Consider the following 20,622-nt stretch of genomic DNA (forward strand, 5'->3'; position numbering starts at 1 on the left):
TCGAGCCCCGGGTTTCGCATCTCGGACGGACGTGCTCGGTCGGCGGCGGGTGGCCTGAGCGCGGACCGCACCCACGCCCCCGAAACCGGCTCTGCTTCAATACGAATCATCGCCATCGCCAACCCTCGTCCATTCTGAATGGTCAGTGCTGTTGTAGGTGGAAGAGCGGAGTCAACGCTCCGCGACAACACCACCTACCAGCCCACACCGACTGCGATCGCCCGGCATAACCAGATTTGGATCACGATCACGTTCGAGGCCGGATCAACGCGAAGAACTAAACCGCTGTGTCAGAGGCGGATCCACAGCAAGACGGAAAGTCCCGGTACTTTTGCTGCGCACGACGCCTGATTCAAGCCTGCGCCTATTGCGGGGTGACTCCGCCGTCCGCCCGACTTTGTCGTAGACGTGGCCGCACACGTGGATGATGATGGGGATCAATGCTGGAGAAAGCATGAAGATCACCAGCGGGACGAACCAGTAGATGAACTCGGTCATTGCGGTACCTCTTTGTTGGTCGGAAGTATTCGATGCGCCTCGGCGATCCAGTCGACCTCAAGGGGCCTCCCGTGCCGTGTGTGGGAAGGGTGTGGTCAGGGCGATCACGTCGAAGGAGGGCGGCCGAACCCTGCGCGGTACGCGGCGTAGAAGCCGTCCATGAAGAACCGGTGCGCCGGGCCGTCGGGGAAGGGGGAGAGCCCGGATCGAGATTGTGCAGCGGGTGCTCGCGGTCCAGCTGGCGACGACCGTCGGATCTCCCTGGTTGGAGGGTAGCGACAAGCTGGTTCCGAGATGGCTGAGCCCGATCCGACCTTGTGGATGACCCCGGCACCCTCGTGGCCCCCGACTACGGGGAAGTGAATCGGGAGGTCGCCTGTGACCAGGTGCTCGTCCGAGTGGCACAGTCCGCAGGCGGTGAGCTTGACCATCGCCTCGCCGGGCTTGGGGTCGTCTAGGTCGAGTTCTTCGACCTGCCAACTCCTCTCCGAGCCCCCACAAACTGCAGCCTTTGTCTTCATCCCACTCTCTCCATTCCACGAGCCGATCACGGACTCTCCTCACTATGCGCGTGTGGTCTACGTCACCGCGCGGTCCGCACGTGCCAGGCTTGGCCCGTACGCGCCAACCGGGAGCCCCGCGGGGGCGTGGGAGTCGTGGTACTCCGCAGGTGAGTTTTTCGCCGAACAATCTCCTGTGACCACCCGGTGCGCGGTCGACCGGCAGTCGGTTCCGGTAGGCGCTGTCGGACGGGCCACCACTGCAAGGGATGAAGCCGCGACCCTCACCTCGGATCATCGCTGTCTCCGAGAGGCCGTTCGTGGTTGAGCATGCGGCTGGTTCCGTGCGGCTGCGAGCTTCCTTCCTGGCGTTGGCATCGAGCGAGAAGCGCCCTGGACGCCGGGGTGCGGACTTGCGGTGGCCATCTGGCGCGATCAGCCGGGGATATACAAAAGAGCATCGGTGTATAGACAAATTACAGATATTCGGTAGTGTCAATACCTGAGTGATCCAGGGCATAGTCCCGAACTGGTCCCGAAGGTGAGGAGTAGAGGTGACGACGAACGTGAATACCGAGTCGCACATTCCTGTCGAGGAATGGCGTGACAAGAAGCGACACTTGTGGCTGCTGGGGTTGATTCCACCGACGGCCGTCTTCCTGGGCGCGGCGTTGGTCTGGGGATTTAATGAGCTCGGCTGGAACGCGGTGTCACCGATCTGGTGGTGGATCGGTGTGATGCTCCTGTTTGGGCTGCTTCCTGTTCTCGACATTTTCTTCGGGCCCGACGGCCAGAATCCGCCGGAGGAGGTGATGGAGCGACTCGAGAACGACAAGTACTACCGCTACTGCACGTATGTGTATATCCCGTTCCAGCTGGCGAGTCTCGTCTTCGCGTGTTACCTGTGGTCGGCGGACAATCTCGCCTGGCTGGGGATTGACGGGGGATTGAGCTGGATCTCGAAGATCGGACTCGCGTTGAGCATCGGGGTGATGGGCGGAGTCGGTATCAACACTGCACATGAGATGGGCCACAAGAAGGACGAACTCGAGCGCTGGCTGTCGAAAGTGACTCTGGCGCAAACGTTCTACGGGCACTTCTATATCGAACACAACCGAGGGCACCACGTGCGTGTGTCTACGCCGGAAGATCCTGCCAGTGCACGGTTCGGCGAGACGTTCTGGGCGTTTCTTCCACGCAGTGTGTGGGGCAGTCTCAAGTCCTCCTGGGAACTCGAAAAGACCCGAATGCAGCGACTCGGCAAGAGCACGTGGAGCATCCACAATGATGTACTCAATGCCTGGGCAATGTCGGTCGTGCTGTTCGGCGCACTGACCATCGGTTTCGGTGTCGAAATCGTTCCATTTCTGGTTATCCAAGCCATCTATGGCTTTTCTCTACTCGAAACCGTGAACTACCTCGAACACTATGGGCTGTTGCGGCAAAAGACCGCGAGTGGTCGGTACGAGCGATGCGCCCCAGTGCACAGCTGGAACTCGGACCACATCTGCACCAACATCTTTCTGTACCACTTGCAGCGGCACAGTGACCACCATGCCAATCCGACCCGCCGCTATCAGACGCTTCGCAGTATGGACGGTGCGCCGAACCTCCCGAGTGGCTACGCGAGCATGATCGTCCTCGCCTATGTTCCGCCGATCTGGCGCAAGGTAATGGACAAGCGGGTTCTCGCCCACTACGACGGCGATATCACACGGGTGAACGTTCAGCCGAGCAAGCGTGAGAAGGTCCTATCCAAGTACGGAGCGAAGTAATGGCACGTTATCGATGCCCCGTCTGCGACTACGTGTATGACGAACGTACTGGCGCACCACGAGAGGGATTCCCGGCGGCAACCCGATGGAGTGCTATCCCCGAAGGCTGGTGCTGCCCGGACTGCGGAGTGCGGGAGAAAGTCGATTTTGCACCCGTGGACACCGACACGACGACAAGGAGTTGACATGAACTCTGACTTCAAGCTGTACCGATGCATTCAATGCGGATTCGAATACGACGAAGCCGAAGGCTGGCCCGAGGACGGCATCGCGCAGGGTACTCGATGGGACGATATCCCTGAAGACTGGAGTTGCCCGGACTGCGGTGCCGCGAAAGCGGACTTCGAAATGATTGAAGTGGCCCGCTCGTGACGACGATGGTGATCGTCGGTACCGGCATCGCCGGCGCAACTGCAGCGGAGACTCTACGGGCAGAGGGCTTCTCGGGAAGAATAGTGATGGTCGGAGACGAACCGAGCCTCCCTTATCGGCGGCCGGCGCTCTCCAAGGACTTGCTCGCAGGCACAATGACAGCCGAGCGGGCGCTCCTCAAATCCGACACCGCGTGGACCGAGAAGGACATCGACATTCGTTCGGGCATCAGCGCCGAAACGATCGATCCAGAACGGCGAACCGTGGCGCTGTCGGACGGCGAGACACTCACATTCGAGGCGTTGCTACTGGCAACAGGCGGACGAGCACGTGAGTTCGCCACCCGCTCAGGCGAGCGAATCCACACGTTGCGAGGCCTCGCGGATACCACGTCGCTGCGTGATGCGATCATCGGCGCAGGGTCCGTCCTGATCGTCGGCGGTGGGTTGATTGGGTCCGAGGTGGCGGCAACCGCGCGCTCGCTCGGAACCGAGGTCACGATTCTCGAAGCGGCGGAAGCGCCGTTGATCAGGATTCTTCCGCCGGCGATCTCGAAGATGTACCGCCAACTCCATGCAGAGCATGGAGTCACCATGGAAACCGGTGTCAGTCTCACCAGCCTGACCTTGGATGATCACGGTGTCGTGGCCACGGACACCGAGGGGCGCACATGGTCCGCCGGAATGGCGCTGGTGGCGATCGGGATGGCGCCGAACACCGAACTGGCTGCCTCGGCTCGGCTTTCAATCGACAATGGCATTGTCGTCGATGAGCATTTCCGCACCTCGGCGTCGGGGATTTACGCGGCAGGCGATGTCGCGAACTGCCCGAACCCGATTATCGGAGGCAGACACAGAACCGAGCATTGGAACAGCGCCATGTCTCAGGGGGCGGCTGCGGCGAAAGCCATGCTAGGCAGGCCCGCGCTCTTCACCGAGGTGCCGTGGGCGTGGTCCACACAGTACGGCCACAATCTCCAGTTCGCTGGCTGGCCCCGGGCCGACGATGATTTGATCGTCCGTGGCTCCCTCGACGACCGCAACTTTACGGCGCTGTTCAGTAGGAATCGGATGCTCGTCGGGGCTGTGTCGATGGGACGCCCCAAGGACATCCGCGCCGCGCGGGAATTGATCCAACATCGCAGCCCCCTCGATCAGCAGGCTCTGAGGGACGAAGACACCTCACTGGCGGACCTCGCCGCCATACGGCGAGAAACTGCCCCGCGATCGGTGGCCCCCATCGATTCCGTCCATGGCTGACAACATTGCGCCGGGTGTGCCGGTGATCGGACGTCCCCGCGCACACGCTCGTATTCCCTACGCGGAGGCAACCCGGTCGTTGTTGCATCAGTCGATACTCGATGCGATGGGGGACTTGCTGCGAACCAAGGATTGGTCCGAAATCACCATGACTCACGTCGCCGCGTCGGCAGGAGTGAGTCGTCAAACCCTGTACAACGAGTTTCAGTCGCGCCATGGTCTCGCTCAAGGCTACGCACTGCGGCTGACCGACAGTTTCGTGGAGGCACTCGACGAAGCCGTCTATGCGAACACGGGTGACATGCACGGAGCATTGCTCGGGGGATTCTCGAGATTCTTTGCTGAAAGCGGTTCCGATCCCTTGGTGCAATCTTTGCTCACTGGTGATCCGAAACCAGACTTGCTGCGTCTGATCACCGTCGAGAACGCCCCCCTCATCGAACGCGCAAGCGGGCGTCTGAGCACCACATTCGAACGCAGTTGGGTGCAGGCGTCCACGGAGCGTGCCATGGTCCTCGCCAAGGCCATCGCACGGCTTGCGATTAGCTATATTTCGATGCCTCCGGACTCCTACGGCGATGTGGCCGAAGACATGGCCAAGCTCTTGACGCCTTATGTCCTTGCATCCACGCCAGTGGTGGAATGAGGCACGGCGCATCGTCGACGGATGTGAGAGAGAACAGGACAGGGTCATACCTTCACCGCCGGGCGAGGTGCACAGCGTTGACGATCACCTAGTGTTCTGAGTTATTGATTCGTTGAATATATTGGTATCATCGGGTAATGGCACGTGCTGGTCGCCCGAAGGCGGAGTTGGTTCTGTCCGATGTCGAGCGTGACACGCTGCTGGGTTGGGCTCGTCGCGCGAAGACGTCGCAGGCGGTGGCGCTGCGGGCGAAGATCGTGCTGGCGTGTGCGGAGGGCGTGACGAACAAGGATGTCGCTGCGAGACTGGGGATCTGGCCGCAGACGGTGTCGAAGTGGCGGGCCCGGTTCGTCAAGGATCGACTGGCGGGCCTGGCGGACGAGCCGCGGCCGGGCGCGGCTCGCACGATCACCGACGAGCAGGTCGAGACGGTGATCGTCAAGACCCTGGAGGAGACGCCGGCGAACGGGGACACGCACTGGTCGACCCGGTCGATGGCCCGTGCCACCGGCATGTCCCAGACCGCGATTTCCCGGATCTGGCGCGCTTTCGGCCTCAAGCCGCATCTGGTGGACACCTGGAAGTTGTCCACCGATCCACAGTTCATCGAGAAGGTCCGCGACATCGTCGGCCTCTACCTCGCCCCGCCCGACAAGGCACTGGTGCTGTGCGTGGACGAGAAATCGCAGATGGTGTGCCACGAACGCTGAGGGAGGCGGGTATGTAGCAGCCTCCGGAAGTGATGCTGTGCAAGAGATGGAGGTAGGTCCTCCGGGGTCGCCCTGCAGGGGGAGGTTCCAAACCACCGCAGGCTGCGCCGGTTAAGTGCCGGTCGTGGTGAGCGCTGCGGAAAAGGCGCGGCAGAGATCGCGTCAGGTGTGGGTCAGGAAGGCGAGCGTGAGCGAACTGCTGATGACGTGTCGTAAATTTTCTCAGTGGCGTCGAAACCGGGGCATCATCTGGGCTCCGGGACAAGTCTGGGGGGAGCCTGCCGACTGCCCAGACGGCGTCCGGCATGGAGGTAGCGCGAGCCTGGCCCGGGCTCTTGCATGGAACGTGGGAACCTGTCGCCCCGATACTGTCGCCGGCCCGGTGGGCTGGTGGCGAGAGGGAGAACCCCAAGCGGACAAAACCGTGAGGGGTCGAGTACCGATGCGGGGCACGGGGGCGGACCGTCTCGTAGTAGCGGTGAAGCCTGGTAACGCGGGTGGAGCGAAGGGGACGGGTCGTCCGGGTTTGCTTGGCGGTCAACCGGTGTGCCCGGGAGGAGCCGGATGAGTAAACCGAAGTCGTTCGAGATCTCGAAACACTTGGTGTTCGAGGCGTACTTGCGAGTCAAGGCGAACAAGGGTGCGGCGGGCGTCGACGGGGTGTCGATCGAGCAGTTCGAGGTGGACCTACGGGACAACCTCTTCAAGCTGTGGAATCGCATGTCGTCGGGCTGCTATTTTCCGCCGCCGGTGCGGATGGTGGAGATCGACAAGCCTGGGGGCGGATCGAGGATCTTGGGAGTGCCGACGGAGGCGGCATACTGCCGCATCGTCCAGTGATGATTTGGGTTTCGTCACTCATCCGTTCCACCCGCTGAGGGGGCAGCGGCTCGAGGTTCTCTACGTCAAACGGCGGGCCGGGGACTCGGTGTTCGTCTGTTCCCGGGGTGCGGACGGTCAGGTGACGGTGCCCCGGTCGTGGACCGACCGGGGCGAGCCGCCGCGGGGGCACCGGCTCTCGGCCGAGGGGCTGGCCGACCTGTTCGCGGCGACACGCGCAATCGAGGATCGTTGATTGTCATGACTGGTCAGAGCACACTCTTGTGTGATGGATACACACAAGAACGAGTTCTCCGAGGTGTCGACGCGGGAGCTGTTGACGCGGCGGCGTCGGTTGGCGGCGCGGCTGGGAGATGTGGAGCAGGTGCTGGCCGGGTCGTTGGTGGAGCAGACCCGGCGCTGCGGCAGGGCGGGGTCGTGGCGAACGTGGTGATTCCCACCCCGGACTACGTTCGCTTCGCCACCCACTACGGCTTCGCCCCGGACTTCTGCCACGCCAACGATCCGCAGTCGAAGGGCGTTGTGGAGAACCTCGTCGGCTACGCCCAGCGTGACCTGGCCGTCCCGCTGTTCACCGAGGCCGCGGTCGCCGGCACCACGGTCGATGTTCATACCGCGAACGCCGCCGCCCGCACCTGGTGCGCCGAGGCCAACGCCCGGATACACACTGAGATCTGCGCAATTCCTGATGAGCGACTGCGCGACGAGCGGGAACTGTTGCACCCGTTGCCGTCTCTGCGGTTGCAGATGGGGCCGCCGCCGGTGACCCGCAAAGTGGACCGGCTCTCGTGTGTGCGGTTCGCGTCCGCCCGGTACTCGGTCCCGACCCGGCTGATCGGGACCTCCGTGCGGCTGGTTCAGTCCGACGATGCCCTGGTGATCGTCGAACCGGCGACCGGGCAGGTGGTCGCCGAACACGACCTCACAGCACCGGGAACCGCGTCGGTGCACGACGAGCACTACGACGGACCCAGGCCAGCACCCGAACCGGGCACCTAGGCCGAGAACGACTGTCGAGCAGCAATTCTGCGCACTCGGTGCGAGCGCCGAAGCGTTCCTGGTCGGTGCCGCCGCGATCGGCAACACCCGCCTGGGACCCGAACTCGAGGTGCTGCTGGCACTGGGCGCCGCGCACGGCACCGAGGCGTTGGTGGCGGCGTTGACCCGGGCGGTGGCATTCCGACGCTTCCGAGCGGCCGATGTTCGATCGATCCTCGCTGCCGGTGCCGGAACTCCGCAACCCAGGCCGGCCGGGGATGCGTTGATTCTGGATCTTCCGACGGCACCGACCCGATCGCTCGACGACTATGCGATCGGCCCGCGCACCGACGGGAGCGCCGGCTCATGACCGAAACAGCGACCACCGCAGAAGGGCCGGTCACAGCTGCAGCACCGCCCTCGGTTCCCGTGCTGGCGGCGGACCTCGATGCCGGGTTGCGCCGGCTCAAACTCGCCGCGATCCGTCGCACCGCACCCGAAGTCCTCCTGACCGCGAAGACCCAGCGGTGGACCCCGGAAGAGGTGCTGCGAACCCTCGTGGAGGCGGAGATCGCCGCACGGGACGCCTCGAACATCGTGAACCGGCTCAAGGTTGCCGGGTTCCCGGTCACGAAGACGTTGGAGTCGTTCGACGTCGCGGCGTCATCGATTCAGCCCAAGGTGTTCGACTACCTGACCAGCTTGGAATGGGTTCGAGCACAAGCGAATCTGATGATCATCGGACCAGCCGTTATCAACGGGAGTTCGTCGACTCTCATTAACGTCTTCGACGATGTTTGTTGATCTTGCTTTGCGATCGTTGTTTCCCGGTTATCAGAGGGAGTGCAACAACGATGTGGAGCGGGGCTTGTGGCGTACGGTCTGGCGGTGCGACCGCCTGGTGGGAGTCGGACGTGGACGGTGGTCGATGCGTCGTATCGGACCGTTGATCCGGTCGAGGAGTGGTTGGAGTCTCACCGGACTTTGTGGTCGCCGAATACGGTGCGCGGCTATGCGACGGCGTTGGCTCAGTGGTGGACGTTCCTGGAGCAGCGCGACGAGGTCGGGAAGTGGCGGGACGTCGGTGTCCCCGCGGTGACGGGGTTCCTGTCGTGGTTGCGCAACGGCCGGACGGTTGAACGCAGCCTGGTCCCGCAGGAGCAGGTACCGGGAGCTTCGACGTTGGAGGCGCGGCTGGCGGCGTTGATGTCGTTCTATCGGTGGCAGGAAGCGGTTTTCGGAGTTCCGGTCGCGGGACGGTTGATGCGCGGGGCACCGCGGCGGATGCCGGCGCGGGGGTTGCTGGCGCATCTGGATGCTCGGACGGCTCCGCGGCCGTCGTCGCTGGTGCGGGTGCGCCGCGGTCACCGGGGTACTGGTCGGCCACCTCTGTTGTTGCCTGGGCAGATCCAGGCGATCCTGAATGGATGCGCCGTGTTCGATTCGGCCACTGGTGAATGGGTCGGGAATCTGCGGGACCGGTTTCTGTTCGCGCTGCTGGCTGAGACCGGACTGTTCTCCGGGGGTCAGCCCCGTGTGGCAGCGTGATTCTCTGAGTTTGTGCAGTTCAGAGGCTGATGGGGAGATGCTATCCGCTGCAACAGGTGTGGCGCAAGCGGACTCGCGATGGTTCACTTTTTGGGGCTCGGGGCGTTGATGCGGGCCATGAGTTCGCGGTTGGTGGCGCGGGCCGCGGCGAGGTCTTCGTCGCGTTCGTCGAGTTGTTGCTGTAGGTCGATGACCTGTTGTTCGAGATGGGTGATCCGGTGGTGGAGTGCATCGATGTCGGTTGGGGCGCCGAGCCCGGACTCGCGCCAGGTTTGTTCGCCGAGGGCTTCGGACAGGCGCTTTTCCAGGTGCTGGATTCGGGTGTTGAGCCGGACGGCGCGTTCGTGGGCGGCGAGCAGGTCTGCTTGCAGCGAGGCTCGGGTGACCGCTGGTCCGGTGCCGTCGTCGGCGGTGGGTTCGGTTTGCAGCGCGTGGATCTTCTCGAGCAGGTCGCGGTGCCGGTAGAGGAATGTGCGGTCGACTCCGGTCCGGGCGAGGCCGCGGAAGGTGATCGGCTCGTTGCGGCGGATGATCTCGTGCAGTCCATGCTCGGCTCGGGCCTGTGCAGCGGCGCTCTTGCGGGCGGCGGCCTGGCGGAGGTTGTCCGGGTTGCCACGCATCAGTTGTTGTCCTGTCTCGCGGTGATGGCGTCGGTGCGGGCCTGGACGCCGGCACCGCGGATCGCCCCGGCGGTGTCGTCGGTGAGGCGGGTGCGTTCGAGGGTGAGGATGATTCGGCCGAGGGCGTCGCGTTCCTGCCGGCGTCCAGCGAGCCAGATGTTGTCCTCGCCCATCGGGTGTCCGGTGCGGGCTTCGAACGTCGCGCGGCGTTCGGTGACGAGTTGGTCGGTTCGGGCCAGCTGGGTGTGCAACTCGGGCAGGAAGGTGGCATCGGTGGCGAACTTGTCGCAGGTCAGGCAGGCGTTGCCCTTGCCGCAGACCTGGCGGGGCGGCAGCAGGCAGTACCCATTGGGCAGGATCCGGTCGGTGCGCTTGTCCAACTCGAGCATGTCGTAGAGGTCGCGAGGATCGATCTCGAGCTCGCGTCCGTCGGCGGTGAGCTTGCGGTGGCGTAGAAATTCGGCCTCGTCGGTGGACTGCAGCGTCTGCGCGTAGGTCATGGTCATGGTCGGCGTGAGATGCCCGAGAGGTAACGCTGCAGCACGTGTAACGGGACACCGCTGTTCAGCAACCGGGTGGCGACGGTGTGGCGGAATCGGTGGGTGCGGTTGAAGTCGACCAGGGCTCCGGTGCTGTCGCGCACGTCCAGCCGGACGGCCAGATCGGTCAACAGATTCCGCAGGACGGTGCCGGAGTAGGGTCGGTCGCCGTTGCGGTTCATCAGCGCGGCCAGGAACAGATACTTCGGGGTCCTTCCGGGTGCGCCGTGTTCGGCGAAAAACCTTGCGGCCCAGTCCTGTTGTTCGCGGATGATCGCGACGACCTCGGCATGCACCGGGATGGTGTCCGGCGCGCCGTCGATCTTCGTCTGCTGGTAGCGGAGTTTGGCGACCAGCCCCTGCTCGTTGCCGCCTGCGGCAGCCTCGCCCGGCGAGGACGACGGCGCGGTCGGCGACAATGGCAACAGTGGGTCGCGGTCGAGCAGGCAGATCTCGCTGACCCGGCGACCCAGCAACGCCACCAGCATGGTGATCCGCATGGCCTGCTCGTCCCCGAACCCGCCGTCGGCGACGGCGGCACCGAGCAGATCCAGCCCGGCCATGATCCGGGTCATGGCGTCGTCGTCGATGACCTGACCTTCGAGTCGGGGCCGGGGCTTGCCGCCCAGCTCACCACGCCTGTAGAAGCCGGCATGCTCGGGTCCGAGTCGTAACCAGCCCGGTTCGGCCTTGCAGAGCGTGTTGCTGGTGTTGTCGGTGTGCGCTGTCGCGGCATTTGGGTTCGCGCTGTGGCGTACGGCGCGGGCTGTGCTTCGGATGCGTGCGCGTACACACCGACATGCGCGCCGCGCACGGCTGATCGGCCGCCGCATCGCCGGCCTCGATGCGGTGGTACTCGACGCGCCCGAACGTATCGCCTACTGCGTGGCCGGGCGCCCGCACACCATCGTGGTCAGCCGTGGCGCGCTCACCGCCCTCGGTGAGCGTGAACTCGATGCCGTACTCGCGCGTGAACGCGCCCACCTGGCCGGCAGACATCACCTGGTGCTGGGTGCGGTCCGGGGGTTGGCTGCGGCACTGCCGCGGATAAGCCTGTTTGCCACCGGAGCAGCCGAGATCGCCCGACTGCTGGAAATGTGTGCCGACGACACCGCCGCGCGGCACCACGGGTCACGCGCCCTCCTCGGCGGTCTTCTCGCCTCGCCGGAGCGCAACCCCGCGCCCACGGAAGCGCTCGGCGCCACCGGCATCGACGTCCTCGCCCGAGCCGACCGCCTCGCTGCAGCGTCCCCTTCGGCCCGCGGTGCTCGCACGGGTGCCCCGCTGGCGGCAGCGACTGCTCTCATCGCCCTCGGCCCGGTCACCCTGGCGCTGCTCTATCACGCCGGAGTGGTGATGTGCGGCCCGATGGTCATGGGGGTCTGAGCGCGACGACTGCGGGCTGGCAAACCTCCAAAGTGGACCGACCGGGGGCGTGGGTCGAGAAGTCGCCGACTCGACGAACTGGGCCAGGGACGACCATGTAGCCGAACATCATGTGTAATGTGACAGAGTTCCTCGTTCTTCCCATGGCCACGGCTGGCGGGTCGAAATCCTCGGCGCTCGAGGCATCGACGTGCCGGTGAAACTCGGCGCGAACCCGCTCGAACTCCCCAGCGAACTCCCGCGTGTCCGCACCCTCCGACTCCGGGGTTCAGTTGCCGCGTTCGATCGCGATATCCAGGCAAGGTCATCTCCGCGGTCGGTGGTCGCTCGCGACAAGGGGCGCGATCTCCGGCTTTGCGCGAGCAGGCGTTCACGGGCCCGCACCGCCATCCACGTTGAGAGGGCGCAAACCCTCTCGACACCGGAGTGTGCATCCATTTGGCCTATGGACTCGACCTCGGCCGAGGGAACTGTGACGCCAGCTTTGTGCAGCTATTTGTGAGGTGGCTTTGAATCCAGAGTTCGGGATGCCAAACTTTATGATGTGATGATGCTGATAACCGTGCGCGATGCGTGTGCCGTCCTGATCGGGGCGGTGCAGTGAGCGCGCCATCGCGCCGTCAGTTGCTGCTCGGAGGGGCCCTGGCGGGTTCGGCCGGGCTGGTACTGGGGGCGGGGAGACTGTCGCAGTCGCCCGCCGAGCATCATCCCGGGGGAGGGGATGGAGCCAACGCTGAGGGTCACGCCTCCCACAGCGCCGGAACCGCCGGCCATGGTGGTGGGATCAGCGGGGCCACGTTCCGGCTGGGCCAGCAGGTCGATCACGCGGCGAACGGGTTTCATCCCACCGCGATGCTGCGCGATTTCGACTACGGCACCACCTCCGTGCTGCCGGACGGGCGCACGCTGCGCGAGTGGGAGATCTTCGCCGGCGACGCGGAGATCGAGGTCGCGCCCGGGGTGTTCTTCCCGGCGTGGACGTTCAATTCGCGGGTGCCGGGTCCCGCGCTGCGCTGCCGAGAGGGTGACCGGCTGCGGGTGCGGTTCACCAACGGGTCCGCGCATCCGCACACGATGCACTTCCACGGCATCCACCCGGCGGAGATGGACGGGATCCCCGGGGTGGGTCGGGGCATCATCGAGCCCGGCGAATCGTTCACCTACGAATTCGACGCCACCCCATTCGGGCTGCACCTGTATCACTGCCACGTCAGCCCGCTGGCCGAGCACATCGCCCGCGGCATGTACGGCACCTTCGTCATCGACCCTGCGCAGGGGCGCCCGCCGGCCGACGAGATGGTGATGGTGATGCACGGCTACAACACCACCTTCGACGGGGAAGGCAACCAGCTCTACGCCGTCAACGGCATCCCGTTCCACTACATGCACGAGCCCGTGCAGGTCAAACGTGGTGAGCTGGTGCGCATTTACCTGGTCAACGTGCTCGAGTACGACCCGATCAACAGCTTCCACGTGCACGGTAATTTCTTCGACTACTACCCGACCGGGACACGGCTCGAGCCGGCCGAGTTCACCGACACGATCGTTCAGGCCCAGGGACAGCGCGGAATCTGCGAAATGCGGTTCCCCCATCCGGGCAAGTACATGTTCCACGCCCACAAGACCGAGTTCGCCGATCTGGGCTGGATGGGATTCTTCGAGGTGACCGAGTGACGAACACACCAGACGCCTCGACGCCGGACACCCCCGAACACACCGGGCTCACCGACACCGAGGCCGCACCGCCGGATGACACCGATACCGCACCGCCGGATGACACCGGCACCACTCGCGGCGGCGCGTGGATCCGCGGCGTCGGCGTGGTGGCGATCATCGTCGCCGCCCTGGCGGCGCTGGCGATGCTCGCCGGGCAGAGCCTGCCCGAGCGCACCGGCCCGCCGATCGAGAACATCGCGGTCGAACGCACCGTCCTCGAGCCGGGACAGATCAGTCTGACCTTGCGCAACGTCGGCCCCGATCCGGTCACCGTCGCGCAGGTGTTCGTCAACGACGCCTTCGTCGACCTCGACGGCGCCGAGGAGCCCCTCGGGCGGCTGGACTCCGAGACGATCACGCTCGACTACCCGTGGATCGCCGGCCAGCCCTACCTGATCTCGATGCTGACCAACACCGGACTGGTCATCGAACACGAAATCCCCGCCGCGGTGGACACCCCGCAGCCGGGGGCGGCGTTCTTCGGAACCATGGCGCTGCTCGGCCTCTACGTGGGGATCATCCCGGTCCTGCTGGGCATGCTGCTGCTCCCGGTGATGCGCCGGGCGAGCGCGGAGGTGGTCAAGTTCGTGCTCGCCGTCACCGTGGGTCTGCTCGTCTTCCTCGCCTTCGACGGCGCCAGCGAGGGACTCGAGCTGGCGGCGGCCTCCGGTGGGGCGTTCGGTGGCACCACCCTCGTCGTCCTCGGCGCGGCCGCGGCCATCCTCACGCTCATGGGAATCGACCGGTACCTGCGGGCCCGTCGTGCGCGCGCCGACGCCGCCGGGGCGTCCGAGCTGCGGTTGTCGGTCATGATCGCCGCCGGTATCGGGTTGCACAACCTCGGCGAGGGCCTGGCGATCGGATCGGCCTACGCGGTCGGGGAACTCGCCCTCGGAGCCTTCCTGGTGATCGGCTTCACGTTGCACAACACCACCGAGGGCCTGGCCATTATCGCCCCGCTCACACGTCGGCGCACCTCCGTGCCGACACTGCTGGGGCTGGGGATGCTCGCCGGTGCACCGGCCATCCTCGGTGCGATCCTCGGCGCCGGGGTAAGCAATACCGAGGTCTCGGCGTTGCTTCTCGGTGTCGGTGTGGGCGCGATCATCCAGGTGATCATCCAGATCGTCCCGTCCTTGCGAAGCGATGACCGCACCGGGTCGGGGCCGTGGGTGCTCGTCGGCATCGGCACCGGAATGCTCCTGATGTTCGTCACCGCTCTGGCGGTGCCCGCATGAGCACCCTCCCATCGCCCACAGGGATGCCGCGCCGAACCTTCCTCGCCGCCGCCTGTGCCACCGGCTGCCTCGCGGCCGCCGGCTGCAGCACCGGGGCGGCCACCGCCGGTGACAATCAGGCGGATTCGGCGCGGATCGCTGTCTCCGATGTCCCGGTCGGCGGCGGGATCGTCCTCCCGCAGCAACAACTGGTCATCACCCAGCCGCAGGCGGGTGTCTTCCGGGCCTTCTCCGCGGTGTGTACCCACCAGGGCTGCAGCGTGTCCGAGGTCCACGACGGCACCATCAACTGCCCCTGCCACGGCAGCCGCTACTCCATCACCGACGGCTCCGTGGTCCGCCGGCCCGCCCAGCAACCCCTGGACGCGCACCCCGTCACGCGCACCGGGGACGTCCTCAGCATCGGCTGACCACACCACCACTGGCATTGCCCCGTCGGCGTTCGCGGCCTGCCTGCGTGTCAGGCAGGTTTGTGGGCGATGATGCGGAATCCGACGCCGCCCCTGCCGCTGCGGTGCACGGTGTCGATGGTGAACCCGGCCTCCTCGAGATAGGGCGCAGGATCTCGGGTCAGGTGGTCGGTGCCGAAGCGGACGGACAGCGGTTCGACCGCACGCATCAGGGCGAGGCCGATCGTGTTGGTCGCCGGCCCGTGCTCGGCCAGGACGATCCGCCCGCCGGGAACCAGGACCCGCAGTGCTTCCTTACTGGCCTGCAGTGGGTCGGGGATCGTGCAGAACGTGAACGTCGAGACCACCGTGTCGACCGAGGCGTCCGGAACGTCGAGTTCCTGAACATCGCCGCGGCGCACCTCGACCCGCTCGAGCCGGTCCTGCGCGATGCGTCGTCGGGCGACGTCGAGCATCCCCTCGGACAGATCGACACCGACTACCTTCTCGACCTGCGGCCCGTACAGCGGCAGGTTCAGGCCGGTCCCGACTGCGATCTCGAGCACCCGCCCGCTGGCCTGCGCGACCGCCCACTGCCGAGCCGGTCCGAGCACGAACCGTTCGAAGAATCCCATTTGCGTGTCGTAGTGCCGCGACATCGTGTCGAAGACCTTCTCGACCTTGGCATTTCCGGGTTGACGCATCACGGCCTCCAGCCGTCGTCGTGTGGCCTGACCCACTCAACCATACATATTGACCTGAATACAGATATTTCTGTAACGTCAGGGTTATGGAGACCCTGGTGCACAGCGACGCGCTCTCTCGATTCGGCTACGCGTTGTCGGATTCGACCCGTTCGCAGATCCTGCTGAGCCTGCGCAGCGGTCCCGGGTATCCATCGGATCTGGCCGAGAAGATCGGGGTGTCCCGGCAGATCCTGTCCAACCACCTGTCCTGCCTGCGCGGCTGCGGCCTCGTCGTCGCCGTTCCCGAAGGCCGCCGGGCCCGGTACGAGCTGGCCAATCCGCGGATCGGCCGGGCCCTCGACGACCTCATCGGCCTGGTCCTCGCGGTCGACCCGACCTGCTGCCCGGCCGCCGATACCGACAACTGCTGCTGATCGCTCCTCATGCGAACCGAAGGGCACCGACATGCACAAGCTCACCCCCGCCGTGCGGGACCTTTACGAGCGTGAAATGACCGCTGCGCGACAGACTCCCGACGCGCAGCTGCGCTGGTCGCATCTCGAACGGGCGCACATCGTCTCGCAACCGCACCCGTGGTTGCACACCCGCAACCATGTCGCGATGCTCGCTCTTGCGTTGCGCCAGCACAATCGCCGGGAGGCACTCGGGCAGGTCCTGCGGATCATCGTGGCGGCCCCGGGGTCGCTCAGTGGCCGCTACCCGGAGGGCAACACCGGGCGCACCGCCGCCGGGCTGATGACACCGATGCCGATACCGGCGGATCTGGCTGCCGCTCTCGCGGGCGGTTCCGCCACCGACAGCGCACAGAATTCGGAGGTCAACGGTGGCTGACGCATGCTGCGGGCCCGCACCCGCGAGGCCGAACCCCGCCGACGAGGCGACCCCCGATCACGGTCCGGTACGGCTGCGGCAGGTCCGCGAGCTGCAGTACGCGGTCATCGCCGCGGTCCTGCTCGGCGCCGGATGGCTGATCGGCACAGCCGGATCCGAGCGGCTGGGAACACTGCTCGCACTGCTCGCCGCCGTGGTCGCCGCGGTCTCCTTCGTTCCCGGGGCGGTGCGGAATCTTCGGCACGGCCGGATCGGGGTCGGCACCCTGATGACGATCGCCGCCATCGGCGCGGTCGGACTCGGACAGATCCCCGAAGCGGCGATGCTCGGCGTCTTGTTCTCCATCGCCGAAGGCCTCGAGCACTACGCAGTGACCCGCACCCGCCGCGGACTGCGCGCCCTGCTGTCCCTCGTGCCGCCGACCGCGTCGGTCCTGCGCGGCGGCACCGAGATCATCCTCGCCCCGGACGAGCTGTCCATCGGCGACATCATGGTGCTGCGGCCCGGCGAGCGGGCCGCCACCGACGGGGTGATACGGTCCGGACGAACCAGCCTGGACCTGTCGGCGATCACCGGCGAATCCGTCCCCGTCGAGGCAGGCCCCCGTGACGAGGTCCACGCCGGGGCGATCAACGGCGGCGGCGCCGTCGAGGTGCAGGTCACCGCACTCGCCGCCGACAGCTCGCTGGCCCGGATCGTGCACATCGTCGAGGAGGCCCAGGAACGCAAGGGTGCCGGACAACGGCTCGCCGACCGGGTCGCCCGCCCCCTGGTCCCGGCGATCATGATCCTCGCCTCCCTGGTCGCCGGCCTCGGGTCCCTGCTCGGCGATCCGATGCTGTGGATCGAGCGGGCCCTGGTCGTGCTCGTCGCCGTCTCCCCCTGTGCCCTGGCGATCGCCGTACCGCTGACCGTGGTCGCCGCGATCGGCGCCTCCAGCCGACACGGCGCCCTCGTCAAGGGCGGAGCCGCAGTCGAGGAACTCGGCCGCATCCGAGTCATCGCGCTCGACAAGACCGGCACCCTGACCCGCAACACCCCGCAGGTCATCGCGGTGATCACCCGAAACGGGGTATCCGAGCACGACGCCCTCACCGCGGCCGCGGCGCTCGAAGCCCGCAGCGAACACCCCCTCGCGCAGGCCATCCTCACCGCAGCAGGTGACGTCACCGCCGCCGAGGATGTCACCGCCGTGCCCGGACACGGGCTGCACGGCACCGTCGACGGAATCCCGCTTCGCCTCGGCAAACCCGGATGGATCGACCCCGGTGATCTCGCCGACGACATCGCCCACCTCCAGGGCGACGGCGCCACCGTGGTGCTCGTCGAACGAGACACCACCGTCATCGCGGCCATCGCGGTCCGCGACGAACTGCGCCCCGAGGCACCCGAAGCCGTCCATCGACTCCGGGGGCTGGGCATCGACGTGGCCATGCTGACCGGCGACAACCGCCGCACCGCCGAGACACTCGCCGCCCAGGCCGGAATCTTCACCGTGCACGCCGAACTGCTCCCCGAAGACAAAGCAGCTCTGCTCCCCGCACTCGCCGGAGGCCGGAGAATCGCCATGGTCGGCGACGGCGTCAACGATGCCCCCGCACTCGCCACCGCCGACATCGGAATCGCGATGGGCGCCATGGGAACCGACGTCGCCATCGAAACCGCCGACGTCGCGCTCATGGGGGAGGACCTGCGCCATTTGCCCCAGGTCCTCGCGCACGCCCGCCGCGCCCGCCGCATCATGCTCCAGAACATCGGGCTGTCCCTGGCCATCATCGGTGTGCTCATCCCGTTGGCCGCGACCGGTGTCCTCGGCCTGGCGACCGTGGTGTTCATCCACGAATTCGCCGAAGTCTTGGTCATCGGCAACGCCATCCGCGCCGCCAAGGCCACCGCCCTGCCCGGGCTCACGGCCGCACCCACCACCACCGGTGCGGTGCATGTGAGCGTGGCACCCGCAGTCCACACCCCAGACGACCTCTGCTGCGCATCGGCCCGCACCCGCACCACCACACCTGCACATACAACGGCGGCCGGGCCGAACCTGCTCAACCTGACTCCGCTCGCCCCGCCAACGTCGGCAGACGCCGAGGACGACGGATGTGATTGCTGCGCCCCGACACCGGCACCGGAGGGCGTCATGCGGACGAATGGGTCGGAGCACCCATAAGCGGCGAAAAGGATCCAGAGCTGACTCGTCGAAGCGCTCGCCGGAACGGCACGGTCGATGTCATGAACGTGGAACTGCTGGTCGTTCCGGGTTGCCCGCACGAAGCAGCGGCACGAACTCTGCTCGACGCGGCTCTGGTCCTCGAAGGGCTGATCGATGTCGAGGTGCACACGACGGTGATCGACACCGAAATTGCTGCGCACGCCCGTCATTTCACGGGTTCACCGACCATCCTGATCGACGGCACAGACCCGTTCGCATCCCCCGCGAACACTGTCGGACTGTCCTGCCGAATGTATGTGAGCGAATCGGGCCTGTCCGGTACACCCTCCCTCGCTCAACTACGACGCGAGCTACGCCGACCACCCCGGGCCTGATCGGGAGGGTTTCAACGCCGCGCACTATCCCCATGTCAACGCTCCGCGTGTCTCCTGATCGACAGCTCGGTGGGTGGGATCCCCGCCTGGGCGAGGTAGTGCAGCGGCAGGATCGCCGCGTGTGCGGAGTCGGCCGATCCCAGGGCCAGGCGTGTCCCGGCGAACTCGCCGGGTCCGGTGATGGAACTGCCGGGTGGGGCCACAAACACGGTGCTGAAGGTGGTGTCGGTGTCGCGTTGCGCCAGCGGTGTGGCGTGGCCGTCGGTCTGCATGACGGTGCGCAAAGGTAGATCTCGCCGACACCCCACTCGGCCGCTTCGGCGACCAGCCGGGCGATCCGCTCCACACCGAGTTCACGGCGGGGGGCGTGCGGGGACGAGGAGACGCAGCAGTAGTCGCAGGCGAGGTTGCAGTGAAAGTTGGTGTACAGCCACAGCCGTGCGCCCGGCATCCGGTCGGGACCGAGCGCCTCGCGCGGGTCGGGTGCGTGCCCGCGCCGCACGAGAAGCGTCCCGGTGTCGGCGGCGTCGACGTCCTCCCGGACGATGGTGTTTCCACTGTGGGCGCACCACCGCCGCCGCACTCTTCCCCTGCGCCTAGAACGGAGGGGCACCGGAAGACCTACCCATCCGGGTAGGAGGTGAAGATTCGGCACAGCCGGTACTCGGGTTTGCGGATCGACGAGGCCCGCCAGGCGTTGAGTCTGGTCCGCCGATGAGTTCACGGAGACGCTGCGGCACCTGTCCTCGAGGACCGGGACGAGATGCTCGCTGGTGCCTCTCCGGCGGCGCGTGAGTTGCTGCTCAGTGTGCTCGATAGCCCGCCGGGGGTCTATGTCCAGGGCCGCGACGGGCGGCCCTGGCTGGACCCTGCGGCATAGTTCACCTCTCTCCGTGTACGGCCCGCACCCGACTTCCGGGGTGCGGGGCCGTGTGCTGTGTGGGGCCGTAATGGTGCTGTGACCTGGTGTGATGACATGGCCCCGGTTTGTGATGTGGGGGTGCCGGCGATGTGTCGGGGGAGTGCCGGCGCCGGGTGTCGGCGGGCGCGCGCGGGTGTCTGTTTCCTCCGGTTTTGAGCCATTTTTGAAAGATGTTAATTTGCAACATGATTGGGTAATCAATTGGTGAATAAGTTTTTACGTGTCTTGTGCACAAACTTCAGGTTGTAAGGTTCTGAATCGATTGTTGAAGAACAGTTTTGGATTTTTGAGATTTTCGACTATTTTGGGTTGTGTGGGGGTGGGGTGGTATGCTGTGGTATGAGATGGAGCGGCGCGGGAAGGCGAGTGGGCGGCGGGTCGGGCGCACCCTCCCGCCCCCCAGCCCCGTTGGGGTGTGGGGGACCGGATCGAACGGGACGATGAAAAGCGCAGGTAAGAACCTAATCTCGGAAACTCAGAGGAGCGAAGCGACTCGATCGACGGCAACGCGAATGGGCCCACTGCGAGCCGCGCAGCGGCTCCCTGGCGGGGAGCGAAGCGACTCGCCCCGTCTCCCGGCGCGAAGCGCCGGGAGCAGCGC

22 protein-coding genes and 6 pseudogenes are annotated in these 20,622 nt (G+C 65.9%); 20 read left to right on the forward strand and 8 right to left on the reverse strand.

Annotation, left to right across the window (positions count from 1 at the left end; genetic code table 11):
* Positions 1-264: 264 nt before the first annotated feature.
* Together R4P95_RS31235 and R4P95_RS31240 are read right to left on the reverse strand one after the other, a co-directional pair.
* Entirely contained in the window at positions 265-498 is a 234-nt protein-coding gene (locus R4P95_RS31235) for a hypothetical protein (RefSeq protein ID WP_317747669.1), read from the reverse strand.
* Between the two features lie 302 nt (positions 499-800).
* A pseudogene (locus R4P95_RS31240) lies at positions 801-1,019 on the reverse strand (alcohol dehydrogenase catalytic domain-containing protein); the annotation flags it as partial.
* Positions 1,020-1,552: 533 nt separating this feature from the next.
* Here R4P95_RS31240 and R4P95_RS31245 point away from each other — a divergent pair.
* The 12 genes and pseudogenes from R4P95_RS31245 to R4P95_RS31300 all read left to right on the forward strand — a co-directional run bounded on the left by R4P95_RS31245 (position 1,553) and on the right by R4P95_RS31300 (position 9,126).
* Complete coding sequence (locus R4P95_RS31245) at positions 1,553-2,773, forward strand: alkane 1-monooxygenase (RefSeq protein WP_317747668.1); 1,221 nt, start codon at positions 1,553-1,555, stop codon at positions 2,771-2,773.
* Complete coding sequence (locus R4P95_RS31250; protein ID WP_317747667.1) at positions 2,773-2,958, forward strand: rubredoxin; 186 nt, start codon at positions 2,773-2,775, stop codon at positions 2,956-2,958. The genes R4P95_RS31245 and R4P95_RS31250 overlap by 1 nt, the downstream gene beginning before the upstream one ends.
* 1 nt (position 2,959) lies before the next feature.
* Positions 2,960-3,145 carry a rubredoxin gene (locus tag R4P95_RS31255; protein ID WP_007297973.1) on the forward strand — a complete coding sequence of 62 codons (186 nt, stop codon included), beginning with the start codon at positions 2,960-2,962 and terminating at the stop codon, positions 3,143-3,145.
* Between the two features lie 5 nt (positions 3,146-3,150).
* Complete coding sequence (locus R4P95_RS31260; RefSeq protein ID WP_317747711.1) at positions 3,151-4,404, forward strand: NAD(P)/FAD-dependent oxidoreductase; 1,254 nt, start codon at positions 3,151-3,153, stop codon at positions 4,402-4,404.
* Complete coding sequence (locus tag R4P95_RS31265) at positions 4,397-5,050, forward strand: TetR/AcrR family transcriptional regulator (protein ID WP_317747666.1); 654 nt, start codon at positions 4,397-4,399, stop codon at positions 5,048-5,050. The genes R4P95_RS31260 and R4P95_RS31265 overlap by 8 nt, the downstream gene beginning before the upstream one ends.
* Positions 5,051-5,187: 137 nt before the next feature.
* Positions 5,188-5,742, forward strand: a pseudogene (locus tag R4P95_RS31270) (IS630 family transposase); the annotation flags it as partial.
* A 582-nt stretch (positions 5,743-6,324) separates the two neighbouring features.
* The gene (locus tag R4P95_RS31275) at positions 6,325-6,600 is read left to right on the forward strand and encodes a hypothetical protein (protein WP_317747665.1); all 276 of its coding nucleotides are present in this window, start codon (positions 6,325-6,327) and stop codon (positions 6,598-6,600) included.
* Between the two features lie 4 nt (positions 6,601-6,604).
* Positions 6,605-6,835: a DUF5372 family protein gene (locus R4P95_RS31280; RefSeq protein ID WP_317747664.1), complete on the forward strand. Its 231-nt coding sequence runs from the start codon at positions 6,605-6,607 to the stop codon at positions 6,833-6,835.
* Between the two features lie 33 nt (positions 6,836-6,868).
* Positions 6,869-7,033: a DUF6788 family protein gene (locus tag R4P95_RS31285; RefSeq protein WP_317747710.1), complete on the forward strand. Its 165-nt coding sequence runs from the start codon at positions 6,869-6,871 to the stop codon at positions 7,031-7,033.
* Positions 7,006-7,948: pseudogene (locus R4P95_RS31290) on the forward strand (Mu transposase domain-containing protein); the annotation flags it as partial. The gene R4P95_RS31285 and the pseudogene R4P95_RS31290, both read left to right, overlap by 28 nt.
* A pseudogene (locus R4P95_RS31295) lies at positions 7,945-8,364 on the forward strand (ATP-binding protein); the annotation flags it as partial. The pseudogenes R4P95_RS31290 and R4P95_RS31295, both read left to right, overlap by 4 nt.
* Before the next feature lie 102 nt (positions 8,365-8,466).
* Positions 8,467-9,126: a site-specific integrase gene (locus R4P95_RS31300; RefSeq protein WP_317747663.1), complete on the forward strand. Its 660-nt coding sequence runs from the start codon at positions 8,467-8,469 to the stop codon at positions 9,124-9,126.
* 83 nt (positions 9,127-9,209) lie between these two features.
* Here the strand turns inward: R4P95_RS31300 and R4P95_RS31305 are convergent, their stop codons facing one another.
* From R4P95_RS31305 to R4P95_RS31315, 3 genes are read right to left on the reverse strand one after another with little or no spacing between them, the layout of a single operon-like run.
* The gene (locus R4P95_RS31305) at positions 9,210-9,746 is read right to left on the reverse strand and encodes a DUF6262 family protein (RefSeq protein ID WP_317747662.1); all 537 of its coding nucleotides are present in this window, start codon (positions 9,744-9,746) and stop codon (positions 9,210-9,212) included.
* Positions 9,746-10,252 (reverse strand): hypothetical protein, encoded by a 507-nt coding sequence (locus R4P95_RS31310; protein ID WP_317747661.1) that lies wholly within the window; start codon positions 10,250-10,252, stop codon positions 9,746-9,748. The genes R4P95_RS31305 and R4P95_RS31310 overlap by 1 nt, the downstream gene beginning before the upstream one ends.
* Entirely contained in the window at positions 10,249-10,860 is a 612-nt protein-coding gene (locus tag R4P95_RS31315; protein WP_317747660.1) for a tyrosine-type recombinase/integrase, read from the reverse strand. Before R4P95_RS31315 ends, R4P95_RS31310 begins: the two co-directional genes overlap by 4 nt.
* Before the next feature lie 202 nt (positions 10,861-11,062).
* On the opposite strand from R4P95_RS31315, the gene R4P95_RS31320 reads away from it, so the two are divergent.
* From R4P95_RS31320 to R4P95_RS31335, 4 genes are all read left to right on the forward strand, one after another.
* The gene (locus R4P95_RS31320; RefSeq protein WP_317747659.1) at positions 11,063-11,671 is read left to right on the forward strand and encodes a M56 family metallopeptidase; all 609 of its coding nucleotides are present in this window, start codon (positions 11,063-11,065) and stop codon (positions 11,669-11,671) included.
* A 600-nt stretch (positions 11,672-12,271) separates the two neighbouring features.
* A complete protein-coding gene (locus R4P95_RS31325) occupies positions 12,272-13,345 on the forward strand; it encodes a multicopper oxidase domain-containing protein (protein WP_317747658.1) in 1,074 nt (357 codons plus the stop codon).
* A gap of 131 nt (positions 13,346-13,476) precedes the next feature.
* Complete coding sequence (locus R4P95_RS31330) at positions 13,477-14,625, forward strand: ZIP family metal transporter (protein WP_317747709.1); 1,149 nt, start codon at positions 13,477-13,479, stop codon at positions 14,623-14,625.
* Positions 14,622-15,035 carry a Rieske (2Fe-2S) protein gene (locus R4P95_RS31335; RefSeq protein WP_317747657.1) on the forward strand — a complete coding sequence of 138 codons (414 nt, stop codon included), beginning with the start codon at positions 14,622-14,624 and terminating at the stop codon, positions 15,033-15,035. Before R4P95_RS31330 ends, R4P95_RS31335 begins: the two co-directional genes overlap by 4 nt.
* Positions 15,036-15,085: 50 nt before the next feature.
* On the opposite strand, the gene R4P95_RS31340 is transcribed toward R4P95_RS31335, so the two are convergent.
* Positions 15,086-15,718, reverse strand: coding sequence for a class I SAM-dependent methyltransferase (locus R4P95_RS31340; RefSeq protein ID WP_317747656.1), 633 nt, complete (start codon positions 15,716-15,718; stop codon positions 15,086-15,088).
* Positions 15,719-15,804: 86 nt separating this feature from the next.
* Here R4P95_RS31340 and R4P95_RS31345 point away from each other — a divergent pair, with 86 nt between their 5' ends.
* From R4P95_RS31345 to R4P95_RS31360, 4 genes are all read left to right on the forward strand, one after another.
* Positions 15,805-16,134, forward strand: a complete 330-nt coding sequence (locus R4P95_RS31345) for a winged helix-turn-helix domain-containing protein (protein WP_317747655.1) — start codon at positions 15,805-15,807, stop codon at positions 16,132-16,134.
* A 31-nt stretch (positions 16,135-16,165) separates the two neighbouring features.
* The gene (locus R4P95_RS31350; protein WP_317747654.1) at positions 16,166-16,552 is read left to right on the forward strand and encodes a DUF3703 domain-containing protein; all 387 of its coding nucleotides are present in this window, start codon (positions 16,166-16,168) and stop codon (positions 16,550-16,552) included.
* Positions 16,545-18,722 (forward strand): cation-translocating P-type ATPase, encoded by a 2,178-nt coding sequence (locus R4P95_RS31355; protein WP_317747653.1) that lies wholly within the window; start codon positions 16,545-16,547, stop codon positions 18,720-18,722. Before R4P95_RS31350 ends, R4P95_RS31355 begins: the two co-directional genes overlap by 8 nt.
* A 62-nt stretch (positions 18,723-18,784) precedes the next feature.
* Positions 18,785-19,099: a hypothetical protein gene (locus R4P95_RS31360; RefSeq protein ID WP_317747652.1), complete on the forward strand. Its 315-nt coding sequence runs from the start codon at positions 18,785-18,787 to the stop codon at positions 19,097-19,099.
* 50 nt (positions 19,100-19,149) lie between these two features.
* Here the strand turns inward: R4P95_RS31360 and R4P95_RS31365 are convergent.
* Both R4P95_RS31365 and R4P95_RS31370 read right to left on the reverse strand, forming a co-directional pair.
* Positions 19,150-19,383: pseudogene (locus tag R4P95_RS31365) on the reverse strand (PhnD/SsuA/transferrin family substrate-binding protein); the annotation flags it as partial.
* Positions 19,383-19,712, reverse strand: a pseudogene (locus R4P95_RS31370) (radical SAM protein); the annotation flags it as partial. The pseudogenes R4P95_RS31370 and R4P95_RS31365, both read right to left, overlap by 1 nt.
* Between the last annotated feature and the right edge of the window lie 910 nt (positions 19,713-20,622).

Origin of the sequence: Rhodococcus sp. IEGM 27, from assembly GCF_033142305.1 — a bacterium.
In the GTDB taxonomy this organism is placed as follows: domain Bacteria; phylum Actinomycetota; class Actinomycetes; order Mycobacteriales; family Mycobacteriaceae; genus Rhodococcus_F; species Rhodococcus_F oxybenzonivorans.

Bases quoted from the DNA above. Each gene is read 5' to 3' on its own strand.
- R4P95_RS31235 (WP_317747669.1), bottom strand. From the start codon at position 498: ATGACCGAGTTCATCTACTGGTTCGTCCCGCTGGTGATCTTCATGCTT.
- R4P95_RS31250 (WP_317747667.1), top strand. From the start codon at position 2,773: ATGGCACGTTATCGATGCCCCGTCTGCGACTACGTGTATGACGAACGT.
- R4P95_RS31255 (WP_007297973.1), top strand. From the start codon at position 2,960: ATGAACTCTGACTTCAAGCTGTACCGATGCATTCAATGCGGATTCGAA.
- R4P95_RS31260 (WP_317747711.1), top strand. From the start codon at position 3,151: ATGGTGATCGTCGGTACCGGCATCGCCGGCGCAACTGCAGCGGAGACT.
- R4P95_RS31265 (WP_317747666.1), top strand. From the start codon at position 4,397: ATGGCTGACAACATTGCGCCGGGTGTGCCGGTGATCGGACGTCCCCGC.
- R4P95_RS31275 (WP_317747665.1), top strand. From the start codon at position 6,325: ATGAGTAAACCGAAGTCGTTCGAGATCTCGAAACACTTGGTGTTCGAG.
- R4P95_RS31285 (WP_317747710.1), top strand. From the start codon at position 6,869: ATGGATACACACAAGAACGAGTTCTCCGAGGTGTCGACGCGGGAGCTG.
- R4P95_RS31305 (WP_317747662.1), bottom strand. From the start codon at position 9,746: ATGCGTGGCAACCCGGACAACCTCCGCCAGGCCGCCGCCCGCAAGAGC.
- R4P95_RS31310 (WP_317747661.1), bottom strand. From the start codon at position 10,252: ATGACCATGACCTACGCGCAGACGCTGCAGTCCACCGACGAGGCCGAA.
- R4P95_RS31315 (WP_317747660.1), bottom strand. From the start codon at position 10,860: ATGACCCGGATCATGGCCGGGCTGGATCTGCTCGGTGCCGCCGTCGCC.
- R4P95_RS31320 (WP_317747659.1), top strand. From the start codon at position 11,063: ATGCGTGCGCGTACACACCGACATGCGCGCCGCGCACGGCTGATCGGC.
- R4P95_RS31335 (WP_317747657.1), top strand. From the start codon at position 14,622: ATGAGCACCCTCCCATCGCCCACAGGGATGCCGCGCCGAACCTTCCTC.
- R4P95_RS31340 (WP_317747656.1), bottom strand. From the start codon at position 15,718: ATGCGTCAACCCGGAAATGCCAAGGTCGAGAAGGTCTTCGACACGATG.
- R4P95_RS31345 (WP_317747655.1), top strand. From the start codon at position 15,805: ATGGAGACCCTGGTGCACAGCGACGCGCTCTCTCGATTCGGCTACGCG.
- R4P95_RS31350 (WP_317747654.1), top strand. From the start codon at position 16,166: ATGCACAAGCTCACCCCCGCCGTGCGGGACCTTTACGAGCGTGAAATG.
- R4P95_RS31360 (WP_317747652.1), top strand. From the start codon at position 18,785: ATGAACGTGGAACTGCTGGTCGTTCCGGGTTGCCCGCACGAAGCAGCG.